This is a genomic window from Paracoccus rhizosphaerae, from assembly GCF_026162645.1.
In the GTDB taxonomy this organism is placed as follows: domain Bacteria; phylum Pseudomonadota; class Alphaproteobacteria; order Rhodobacterales; family Rhodobacteraceae; genus Paracoccus; species Paracoccus rhizosphaerae.
This window is the reverse complement of sequence record NZ_JAOTBE010000092.1, coordinates 1-10485: the sequence shown is the minus strand read 5'-3', so window position 1 is coordinate 10485 and position 10485 is coordinate 1. Positions and strand designations below refer to the sequence as shown.

7 protein-coding genes and 1 pseudogene are annotated in these 10485 nt (G+C 64.0%); 5 read left to right on the top strand and 3 right to left on the bottom strand.

The genetic code is table 11. The features are described from left to right. The coding region (locus OC184_RS18425; RefSeq protein WP_265508616.1) for a transposase at positions 1-423 on the bottom strand (423 nt) is incomplete at its 3' end. Positions 424-644: 221 nt separating this feature from the next. On the opposite strand from OC184_RS18425, the gene OC184_RS18420 reads away from it, so the two are divergent. Together OC184_RS18420 and OC184_RS18415 are read left to right on the top strand one after the other, a co-directional pair. Continuing rightward, positions 645-2705 carry a TonB-dependent siderophore receptor gene (locus tag OC184_RS18420; RefSeq protein ID WP_265508615.1) on the top strand — a complete coding sequence of 687 codons (2061 nt, stop codon included), beginning with the start codon at positions 645-647 and terminating at the stop codon, positions 2703-2705. A 29-nt stretch (positions 2706-2734) separates the two neighbouring features. Then, on the top strand, positions 2735-3937 hold the full coding sequence (locus OC184_RS18415) for an MFS transporter (protein WP_265508614.1): 1203 nt from the start codon (positions 2735-2737) through the stop codon (positions 3935-3937). A 19-nt stretch (positions 3938-3956) separates the two neighbouring features. Here OC184_RS18415 and OC184_RS18410 read toward each other — a convergent pair whose 3' ends face one another. Further along, positions 3957-5033, bottom strand: a complete 1077-nt coding sequence (locus tag OC184_RS18410; RefSeq protein ID WP_265508613.1) for a siderophore-interacting protein — start codon at positions 5031-5033, stop codon at positions 3957-3959. Positions 5034-5299: 266 nt separating this feature from the next. Between OC184_RS18410 and OC184_RS18405 the strand changes: the two are divergent. Then, positions 5300-5933: pseudogene (locus tag OC184_RS18405) on the top strand (tyrosine-type recombinase/integrase). 187 nt (positions 5934-6120) lie between these two features. On the opposite strand, the gene OC184_RS18400 reads toward OC184_RS18405, so the two are convergent. Then, positions 6121-6993 (bottom strand): DMT family transporter, encoded by an 873-nt coding sequence (locus OC184_RS18400; RefSeq protein WP_265508617.1) that lies wholly within the window; start codon positions 6991-6993, stop codon positions 6121-6123. Between the two features lie 219 nt (positions 6994-7212). Here OC184_RS18400 and OC184_RS18395 point away from each other — a divergent pair, with 219 nt between their 5' ends. Beyond that, positions 7213-8649, top strand: a complete 1437-nt coding sequence (locus tag OC184_RS18395; RefSeq protein ID WP_265508612.1) for a DUF6880 family protein — start codon at positions 7213-7215, stop codon at positions 8647-8649. Between the two features lie 164 nt (positions 8650-8813). Continuing rightward, the gene (locus OC184_RS18390; RefSeq protein WP_265508611.1) at positions 8814-10178 is read left to right on the top strand and encodes an amidase; all 1365 of its coding nucleotides are present in this window, start codon (positions 8814-8816) and stop codon (positions 10176-10178) included. The last annotated feature ends 307 nt before the right edge of the window (positions 10179-10485 follow it).

Genomic DNA, 10485 nt, shown 5'->3' with positions numbered 1-10485 from the left:
CATAAGGGCCCGCGGCGCATGACAGGCCGCATCTTCGAGGCCGGACACACGACCGCACCGGATCACATGCCCGATCGTGCTCAAGATTTCACTTGCATCCAACGGGGCGTCCACACACGTCTTCTGTCTGCGGCTCAGGGTGGAGAAGTCCGGCACCGGCCAGTTGAGCCCCGCCATCTTCAGGATGCTGGCCACCATGCCAGTGGTTTGCCGGAGTGGCAGGCCAAAGAGCACTTTCACCATCAGGCAGAACTGAATGGCCGCATCAGAAAACACCGGCGGGCGGCCAGGACCGCCGGCCTTGTTCGCCAGCCACGCCATGTCCTTGTCCAGCCAGATCAGCAGCGATCCGCGCCGCCTCAGGGCATCATTATAGGACTTCCAGTTCGTCGTGCGGTAGCGGACAGCCTCAGGTTTGCTCATGCCGAACGCTTACCTTACCAGCGTGGGAACGTGAATCCTCCGGCAGGCTGACTTCTGCAACAACGCCGTCACGGCCGCATCATCAATACTTGACAGATTAACTCGGAATCCATAGCCGAAGCCTCAGCTCGGCATGCGCGATGTTCATCGCATTCGGGCCTCCGCTTTAAACCGTGCTTCGAACCCGGGCCAGTTGCCTGCCTCTCGTCCAAGGAAACATGATGAAACGACCGTTGATTGCCTGCCTTCTTGCCGGTGCTGCGGCCCTTCCCGCTATCGCTCAAGATGCCCCTTATGTCCTGCCCGAGATCGTATTCGAGGCCGAAAGCGATACGACTCTGGTCCAGGACGGGTATGTCCCGGGCATCAGCCGTTCGGCGACCAAGCTGGACACGCCCGTCGGGAAGATCCCGCAGGCAGTCACGATCATCACACAGGATCAGATCGAGGATCAGGCCCCCCGCACGCTAAACGAGACCTTGGGCTATACGTCGGCTGCCAATCCGAACAACTACGGCTTCGATACGCGGTTTGATGCCTTTTTCCTGCGCGGGCTGCCGGCCTACTACAACGGCTATTTCCGTGACGGTCTGCGCCAATACAACGCGCCCACGGCCTGGTTCAAAACCGAGCCCTATGGGCTTGAGGGGGTGGCCGTGCTGAAGGGGCCGAACTCGTCGCTTTACGGCGTCAGCGGCCCCGGCGGTATCGTCAACCTGATCACCAAGCGCCCAAAGGACGAGCGCTATCGCGAGATCGAGCTGTCCACCGGCGCCAATGACCGCGTCCAGATCGCTGGCGATATTTCCGGGCCCATGTCCGAGGGCAGCGACTTCAACTATCGCCTGACCGGCCTTGTCCGCGAGGCAAACAGTGACCTTCCGGGATATGCAGACGACAAGACCTACTTCGCACCGGCACTTTCCTGGGACAACGGCGTGACGCGGGCGACGTTGCTGGCCGAGATCTCCAGCTCGGTGACGGGCGGAACGGCCGCTTTCTACAACCCCGCCTATGGTGAGGTCTCGGAGCTTTATGAAGGCGATCCGGACTATAACGATTTCGAGCAGGATCAGTGGCGTCTCGGCTATGAGGTCGAGCATGACCTGACCGACAGCTTGACGCTGCGCCAGAGCTTCCGCGCGGCGCGCGTCGATATCGACCTCGAATATAGTGGGCACTATCCCGTGGGCGCCGACCTTGCGCGCTATTGGGGCCACTACAAGGAAAACCTGGACACGCTCGTGCTCGACAACGAGCTGCGCTGGAGCCTGAACACCGGCGCGGTGTCCCACGAGATACTGGCCGGAGCCGACATGACCCGCGCCGACTACGAAACCTACAGCATCCTCGGCTACGTTTCTGCCGCCGAGACAGCCGCGGCGCCCGTGCCGTTCACCGGATCGCAGGAACAGCGCCAGAAGGGCATCTACCTGCACGACCAGATGCAGTGGGGCAACTGGCAAGCCTTTGCCAGTGCCCGGTGGGACAGTGTCGAGACAACGACCACCAGCGCCGACCGTTCAAGCAGCACCCAGGACGACACCGGCCGGTCCGGGCGCCTTGCCGTCAGCTATGACTGGAACAACGGCGTCATGGCCTATGGCAGCGTCTCGACGTCCTTCGCCCCCAATATCGGCTTCGTCTATGACGACCCTGCAGACGACAGCACACAGCGCGCGGCTAGGCCGACGCAGTCCACGCAGCGCGAAATCGGCCTGAAATATGCCCCCGAGGCCACGAACCTGCTGCTGTCTGCGGCAGTCTTCGACATCGACCAGCGCGACGGCACCGTGCTGGATGTCTCGACTGGCGAGAACCGCCAGCGGCAGCTGGACCTGAACAGCCGCGGGTTCGAACTGGAGGCGCAGGCCAGCTGGGACAATGGCTGGGGCCTGATCGCAAGCTATGCCCACCAGCGCGTGAAGATCGAGGAAGGCGCAGCGGGAACGGCCGGCAACGAACTGTCGGGCGTCCCGAATGATATGCTGTCCCTGTGGGGCAAGTATGACGTTCAGGCGGGCCCGGCGGCGGGCCTGGGTCTTGGGGCCGGGCTGCGATATGTGGGCGAAAGTTATGGCGACGATCTAAACTCGATCAGGAACGACAACCGCGTCTTCGTGGACCTCGGCGTCAGCTATCGGCCGGCGCAGTTGCGCGGCGTCGAGATGCAGCTGAACGTGAAGAACCTGTTCGACCAGCAAGAGCAGACCTGCACGGCAGGATATTGCTATCGTGACGAGGGCCGAACCTGGACGGCCAGCCTCAGCCGCCGCTTCTGATGGTGCGGCGTTCACGCCAGCCTGGACAGGTGACGATCCTGTCCGGGTTGTGGGCCGCCTACGTGGCGCAGAGCGTCATCGGCGGTCTGACTTGGGGCGGCCTTCCTGCCGTGCTGCGCGACCAGGGCCTGCCCCTGGACAGGATCGGGCTCCTGTCGCTGCTGATCGCGCCCTGGGCGCTGAAGTTTCTGTGGTCGCCCGCTGTCGAGCGATGGCGCCTGCCTCTGGGACGCCCGCCGCGCAGCGCCATGCTGGTGTTTCTGTTCGGCACTGTCGCCGTCCTGGGGCTGCTGGCCACCGGCGCCGTTGGTCTGGTGCCGCTGCTGCCTGCGCTGGCCTGCCTGATGATTGTGGCCATCGCCACCGCAACCGCCGACATCGTGGTGGACGGCCATGCTGTCGGCGCGTTGACGCGAAGCGAGCATGGCTGGGGCAATGCCGCGCAGGTCGGAGGCGCCTATGTCGGATCGGCGATCGGCGCAGGGCTACTCCTTGTGCTGGTGGCCCGTCTCGGCTGGAGCGGCGCCGTCTGGTTCATGGCCGGGTTGGTGACTGTCCTGCTGGTCTGGTTTTCCCTGACGGCACGAGAGGCCGGGTCGATCCCTTCCTCGGCTGCGGGTCCTCGTCCCAGCCTACGCCGCGCACTGGCGCAGAGTGACATCCGCCAGGGGCTGATGCTGACGGCCATCTTCGTGATCGCCCAGAAGCTCCCCTTGGGCATGCTGGCGCCGTTCCTGATCGACAGGGGCATTTCCCTTGAGGCGGTGGGTCTGCTCCATGGCTTTGGCAGCCTGGTCCTCGGCCTTTGCGGTGCGCTGCTGGGTGGGGCGGCCGTCCAGCGATGGGGTGTGCGGGTCACCATGAGCGGAGCGTTGATCTCTCAGGCCATCCTGATGCTTTGTCTGGTCCTGGACCGCGCAGGGATCATATTGCCGCCGGCCTTGCCGGTCGCGGCGGCACTGCTGTCGGGGTCGGCGCTGTCGGCGATCGGATTCACCGCGATCTATGCGCAGTTCATGCGGTGGTCGGATCCGAGGCAGGGCGGGGTGGACTTCACCCTGTTCCAATGCCTCGACGGTGCGCTAAGCATGATTCTGGGGTTGATGGCAGGGTTCATCGCGCAGAATGCGGGCTACGGCGTCTTCTTTGGCCTCAGCGCCGTCCTGCCCGTTCTGGCTGTCCTGATGCTGCAACGGCTGACAAGCAGGACGGCACCGGCAATAGGCTTCTAGGAAGCCCGGCCACACGAGGTCATGCGGCGGAACTGTGATGCGGCTCCTCCGGAACCTCACCCGCCGCCCCGCGCCGCCAGTAGGCGGTGACCATGTGCCGGTCGCGCGGCATCTTCCAGACCGAACGGACGTGGCGGCGGATGTCGCGGAAGCCATCGAATTCGCACCCGGCCCAGAGGTAAAGATCTTCGGACGGCTGTCGCCGGGCGAGCGCTTCCACCAGAAGCTGCGTTGTGCCAGGCGCGGCGCCACGACGATGCAGCCACTCCACCGGGCGAGCCATAACCTGTTCATCTTCAGGGCCGTTCACCTCGATGATCGCCTGGCAAATGGTCTTTGGCGACGCAACCTCCAGAATACGGGCGATGGCTGGCAGCGCTGTTTCGTCACCCAGCAGAAGCAGACGCGGCGCTGCGGGGATCGCCCCGCCGCCGGGTCCCAGCAGCCCTGCCACATCGCCAGCCCGGCATGTCGCAGCCCATCCGCCGGCCGAAGCCTCCTTTGTGGGGTGAAGCACGAAGTCGACGTCTACCTCGCTTCGCGCCAGATCCACATGGCGGATGGTATAAACCCGTGCCAGCAGGGCGTCCGCTCCCGTTGGAAAACTCAAAGCGCCGCTAGCCGTGAGCATCGGCCAGACCGGTGGCAAGTTTGCGGGGCGATGCTTGGGGGGCAGTAGTAGGCGGACGTGAAGCTCATCCAGCGGCAGGCCCTGCAGGTCTGGAACCGCAAGGGTCACCCGCTGCATCGAAGGGGTCAGGCGGCGCGATGCTGTGACGCGAACTTGGCGGAAGAAAGGCGGGATGCCTTGGGTTTGGCCATCGCCCTTCCACTCAAGCTCCACGTCCTCTGCCAAATACTCGCGAATATGATCCACAAAGATCAGCTTCATGTAGCTGAGGCCAATGGGATTGACGCCTTCTGCCTCCACGAGAAGCACCGTTCCGTCCTGTCGCACTTCGAAACTGCCTAACGGAAGCCGCATCCTCCATGGCCCTGTCTCCGTTCCCGTGATGTATTCCGGATGATCCGCCGCGAAGCGGAACATGGCAACGGCGCCGTTGGGATGATCAAGCTGGGTATTCGCGTGCAGCATTGGCGTCTCGAATCAAGAGGTTTCTTGCTGCGGCAATGCGTGGCTGGAACCCATTTAGATCAAGACATGGCCAGCAGCCAAGCCTTTCGGGGGCCGTAAATGCATTGCGCTCCGTGCATCGTTCCAGCGAGATCGGCCAAAGCGGCGAGAGTGGTGACTACAGACCGCTCGCCGCCCGACGCCACGTCTTGGTGCCTTCACTGTGGTATGCTCCCTGGGTCGGCATGACCGAAGAAGGGTGGGTCCGGTGGACAGGAGATGTTCTCATGTCCGTCGATCTTCTCCCCGTCCTCCGTCCCGCCCGCGTCGCCTGGGACAAGGGCCGCATCATCGAGCAGAAGCGCCCACTCCTGCCGCGGCATGTCTGGTCGATCCGAGTCAGGCTCGAGATGGCGGGCAACACCCGTGACCTTGCGCTGTTCAACATGGCCGCCGACAGCAAGCTGCGCAGGTGCGATCTCCTAGCCCTCAGGGTCCGGGATGTCTTCGCAGCCGGGCACGTCAAGGAGCGCGCCGCGATAATTCAGGGTAAGACGGGCAAGCCGGTCGGCTTCGAGGTCACCGCGACCACGCGCCAATCCCCAGCGTGCTGGATCCGGGACCCCGAGATGATCGGCCTCGAGTTCCTGTGGCCGAGCCGGATCCACGGCAGCCCGCACCCGTCGACGCGGCAGTATGCGCGGATCGTCCGGGGGTGGGTCATGTTGTTGGGTCTAGAGCCGGGCGCTTACGGCACCCATTCGACGAGGCGCACAAAGGTGGCGCAGATCTACAAGAACACGGGCAACCTCCGGGCGGTGCAACTGCTGCTGGGCCATACAAAAAATGAAAAGCACGGTCCGCTACCTTGGCGTTGACATGGAGGATGCCTTGACGCTCTCCGAGGGGATAGACCTGTAGCGCATCGTTCCGCCGAGCGACGCCTTGTTAAGCCGCTCGGCTCATAGTCGCCGGTCAGAAGAGCCATGTGCCGCTATATGACACATGCCCAAAGCGAAGATTTACGCGTAACGCAGCGAAACCAGCTGAAAGTATCTGGTGCGGCACCCAATAATCGTTCGCTGCTCCTGCGAGTTCGGGCCACATCCTAGATTGTTGAGCCGACCTCGGCCGCTTTCTTCTGCCCGCGCCACAGGATGAAGAGGCCGGACAGCACGATCAGGCCCGAGCCGGCCAGCATGCCCATGGTCAGCGTCTCGCCGAACAGGGCAATGCCCAGGGCGATGCCGAACAGGAGCCGGGTGTAGCGGAACGGCGTGACTGCCGATACATCGCCGGAGCGCATCGCCTTCATCAGGCAGGAGTAGGCGCCGATGCCGATGACGATCACTGCCAGCAGCAGAACAGTGGCACGCGCGTCGGGAAGCCGAAACGCCTCTCCCTGCCAGAGGGAAAACAGCAGGCCCGCCACTGCCAGGGCCAGAAAGCCGTAGAGGCCGAGAATGGCGGTGCTCAGGCTCTTGGGGGCGGCACGGCTGGCGAGGTCGCGGCCTGCAAAGCCCAGCATCCCGATGACCGCCAGAAGCGACAGGGCCGAGAAACCTTCGGTGCCGGGGCGGAGGATGATCAGCACCCCCACCAGCCCGAGGACAATGGCCGTCCACCGCCTCCAGCCCACCCGTTCGTCAAAGATCACGGCCGCCGAGGCCACCACAACCAGAGGGGTCGCCTGCAGGATCACCGTCGCGGTCGAAAGCGGGATCAGCGCCAGAGCCAGCACATAGAAGAGCCGCCCGGTGATCTCGAAAAACACGCGGATCCGCATCGCGGGCGAGACCACATCCCATGTCATCAGGGCATCGCCCTGGCGGACCGCGATGGCCGCGAAGATCAGCGCGCCGCCCAGGCCAAAGAGGGTCAGGATCTGGCCGACCGGAAGAAGACCGGACATGGCTTTCACCAGCGCATCCTCCACGGCAAAGGCCGCCATGGCCACGATCATCCAGGCCGCGCCGACCATGTTCTGGCGATGGGCGGGGTCGGTCTTCAAGGCGGTGCTCCCTGTCACGCTGGACGCGTTTCTCCCCTGCGCTTATGGCACCCCGCCGGGGCGCGCAAACATCTTCAGCGAACGCCGAGGCAGCGCCATGTTACCGGTTATCCCGGCACGACATTGCCCCGACAAACCTGTCCTGTAGAGTGCCGGTGGAACACAACAGCACCACCTGATGTCACCACCATGTCCAAGAAGACCCTGAACAAAGCAAATCTCGAGAAGCTGGGGGCTGAAAAGCTTGCCGAACTGGTGATGGACCTGGTCCAAGGCAGCGCGGCTCTTCAGCGGCGTGCGCGAATGGAGCTTAGCGCCGCGCAAGGGCCCAAAGACGTCGCCGCCGATATCCGCAAGCGGTTCGCGTCGCTGCGGCGCGCGACCAGCTACCTGGACTGGCGCCAGCAAAGGGCGCTGGTCAAGGATCTCGAAGGACTGCTGAGCGCGATCGAACACAAGGTTGCTCCGGATGATGCCGTTGAAGCCTTCGACCTGCTCTGGTCGCTGCTGAAACTCGCTCCGTCGATCCACGAACGCACCGATGACAGCAACGGCGCGATCGGAAGCGTGATGGCCGACGCCGTGGACCTGATCGCCACGGTCGCACCCCGGATTTCGCCGGATCGAGAGACCTTGGCCGAGCGGATCCTCGAAGCCGTTGCCGAGGCGGGCTATGGCGAGTTCGATGGCATCATTCCCGCGACCGCGGAAGCTCTGGGGACAGAGGGCCTCGAACACCTGAAGCAGATCACCGAGGCCTGGGCCGCACAGCCGCCGACGGCACAGGAACTGGCCAGGTATGCGGGCTACCGGTTCTCCACCTCGCCGGAACAGATTGTTCAGCGCAACAAGCAGGCCACCCGGTCGATCATTCTGGCCGATATTGCGGACGCACAAGGCGATGTTGACGCCTACATCGCCCGCTACTCGGAGGAGCAGCTGACCTACGGGACCATCGCGCCTGACGTTGCTCGGCGGTTGCTGGACGCCGGTCGCGTGGAGGAGGCCTTCGGCATCGTCGAACGCGCCAGAGCGGCCGAAGACGGGCAATTGTTCAGGATGCTTCACGACGACCTCGACGAGGTCTACGAGGAATGCCTCGAGAAGCTTGGCAAGATGGACGAGCTGAAGGACCACCTGTGGAACGCGTTCCAGCAGAACCTGAGCAGACGCAGCCTTCGGGGATACCTGAAGCTGCTCCCCGACTTCGAGGACATCGAGGCAGAGGAAAAGGCGTTGGGCATCGCCGAAGCCTTCTCCGATACCGATGCTGCGATCAGCTTCCTCGTCGACTGGCCCGCCCATGAACGTGCGGCACGGGTTGTGCTGGCGCGGGCGGAGGACCTAGACGGAAACTCCTATCAAACCCTGACGACTGCGGCGGCCGCTCTCGAAGCCCGCTATCCACTGGCCGGAACTCTGATGCGACGCGCCATGGTTCAGGACACTCTGGATGCCGGGAGGTCCAAGCGATACCGATACGCCGCGCGTCACCTTGCGGAGTGCCATACGTGCGATGCAGCCATCGAGAGCTACGGCCATGTTCCCACGCACGAGCAGTTCGTCCAGGCACTCAAGCAGAAGCACGGTCGCAAGTATGGGTTTTGGCAGTTGGTTGACGAGTAAGGGGTTCTTCCTTTGGCTGCCACTGGAATGCCTGCGTCTCGTGATGCGGCGTTTGCCAAAGCGGAGGCCGGGCCATCTCATCGAGAGACGTGAGCAGGCAGAAATCGTCGACCTCATCTGTTGCTGTCTTGACCCCGACGCGCGGCCGGACGTGAATGTGCAGCATGATCAAGCATGACGCGACCCATCAACTGGCTGCCTTGCGCGCCGGAACCGTCACGGCCCGAGAGCTGATGGCGGAGACGCTGGACCGGATCAACGACCTCAACCCTGCGATCAACGCCATCGTGGCCCTGCAAGACCGCGACACGCTTCTGGACGAGGCCCAACGCGCGCCACCCGGTCCGCTGCAGGGCCTGCCCATGGCCATCAAGGATCTGGCGGAGACGGCAGGGATCGTGACCAGCTACGGCTCGCCCGCTTTCCGCGACCATGTGCCTGCCGTTGACAGCCCGATGGTTGCGCGGCTGCGCCGGGCGGGCGGGGTGATCATCGGCAAGACCAACACGCCCGAGTTCGGCCTTGGCTCGCACAGCTACAACCCCGTCCATGGCGTCACCCGCAACCCCTATGACCGGACCCGCTCGGCCGGCGGGTCAAGCGGAGGCGCAGGCGCTGCGCTGGCCAGCCGGATGGTGGCGCTGGCGGACGGCTCGGACATGATGGGATCGCTGCGCAACCCGGCGGGATGGAACAATGTCTTCGGGTTCCGGCCCAGCTATGGACTTGTGGCAGGAGGAGGACCGGGCGATCTGTTCCTGGCGCAGCTGTCGACCGAGGGGCCGATGGCGCGGTCGATCCGCGACCTTGAACTGCTGCTGGCCATTCAGTCGGAGCATGACCCGAGGCACCCGCATTCCAGCGGGCCCTACCGCCCTGAAGCAACAGGCGGCAAGCTGAGGATCGGCTGGCTGGGCAACTGGGGTGGCGCCTATGCCATGGAGCCGGGGGTTCTGGAGCTGTGCGAGGCAGCTGTCCACGTGTTCGAGGACCTGGGCCACAGCGTCATGGCCTTGGCGCCTCCCTTTCCGGCCGAGGCGCTGTGGGAGGCCTGGACGCTGCTGCGTAGCTGGACCATCGCCGGAAACCTGGCGCCGCTGCTGCGCAAGTCGCCCGAACTGGTGAAGCCCGAGTTGCGGTGGGAGATCGAGCGAGGCCTCGCGACAACGGCCGCCGATATCCGCAGGGCCAGCGCCATCCGCTCGGACTGGTTCCGCTGCACGGCCGGGATAGAGGTCGATATTCTGGCACTGCCCTCGGCGCAGCTCTTTGCCTTCGATGCCGATTGGCACTGGCCACGAGAAATCGCAGGCACCGCGATGGACAGCTACCACCGCTGGATGGAGGTCGTGGTGCCGGCCTCCCTCACCGGGCTGCCGGCGCTGTGCGTGCCGGCAGGGTTTGGCGACGCCGGCACGCCGATGGGGCTGCAGCTCATCGGACATCGCGGAAAGGACGTCGCAGTCCTTAACCTAGGGCGGGACTATGAGGCGGCGACTGATTGGATCACGTGCGAGCCTGCAACCTGAGCGGTCGAATTTGCTGAGGCAGCCGAGGCGGTTTCGCTAGGGACTTCACGTTCCGGTCCAAAGCCGCCGGTCAGCCGAGCGTCGTGCTGAATTGTGGCTTCCCTGAAGCAGACGCTCGTGAAGGCAGCAGCATTTCCTCTCGTGCGAAGTCTATAATTGCGCTCCAGGCTGCCTGACTTTCGCAGCTTAGGGTCAGGATGCATTGATTTTCGATGTGCTGCGTGATTCACGGCTCGGAAAACGGAGCGGTGACATGAGCGACCTTTTCTGGCTGACCGACGCGCAGATGGCCAAGCTTTCCCCTTTC

What these genes read in the sequence shown, in the direction of transcription:
- OC184_RS18420 (WP_265508615.1), top strand. Translation starts at nt 645, where the DNA reads ATGAAACGACCGTTGATTGCCTGCCTTCTTGCCGGTGCTGCGGCCCTT.
- OC184_RS18410 (WP_265508613.1), bottom strand. Translation starts at nt 5,033, where the DNA reads ATGCTGCACGCGAATACCCAGCTTGATCATCCCAACGGCGCCGTTGCC.
- OC184_RS18400 (WP_265508617.1), bottom strand. Translation starts at nt 6,993, where the DNA reads ATGGTCGGCGCGGCCTGGATGATCGTGGCCATGGCGGCCTTTGCCGTG.
- OC184_RS18395 (WP_265508612.1), top strand. Translation starts at nt 7,213, where the DNA reads ATGTCCAAGAAGACCCTGAACAAAGCAAATCTCGAGAAGCTGGGGGCT.
- OC184_RS18390 (WP_265508611.1), top strand. Translation starts at nt 8,814, where the DNA reads ATGATCAAGCATGACGCGACCCATCAACTGGCTGCCTTGCGCGCCGGA.